Genomic DNA, 399 nt, shown 5'->3' on the forward strand with positions numbered 1-399 from the left:
CGGCAGCGCCGGCGTCGTCGTGGCCGGCGCGACCGACAGCGTCGTCCTCCTCTTCACGTCCCTGCTCGTCTACGGCGCCGGCACCGCGACCACCCTGCTGGCCCGCTACGCCGGCGCGGACCTGGCACCGCCCGCCCGCCGCGGCCGCGCCCTGAGCACCGTGCTCTTCGCCACGACGCTCGGCGCGGTCGTCGGCCCCACCCTCGCCGGCGTCACGGGCGACGTCGCCGACGCCTGGAGCCTGCCCCGGCTCGTCGGCCCCTTCCTGCTCGCCGTGGTGGCCTACGCCGCGGCCGCGGCCGTCATCGGCTGCCTGCTGCACCCCGACCCCCTGCGGCTCGCCCGCGAGCTCGCCGCCCGGGAGCACGCCGGAGGGGATCCGGCCCCCGGCACCCCGCA

1 protein-coding gene is annotated in these 399 nt (G+C 79.7%); it reads left to right on the plus strand.

All coding sequences use genetic code 11. From position 1 onward, the window contains the following. Nucleotides 1-399: MFS transporter (locus LE181_RS31985; protein ID WP_372458564.1), on the plus strand; the 399-nt coding region annotated here is incomplete at both ends.

This window comes from Streptomyces sichuanensis (assembly GCF_020328095.1).
GTDB lineage: Bacteria > Actinomycetota > Actinomycetes > Streptomycetales > Streptomycetaceae > Streptomyces > Streptomyces cinnamoneus.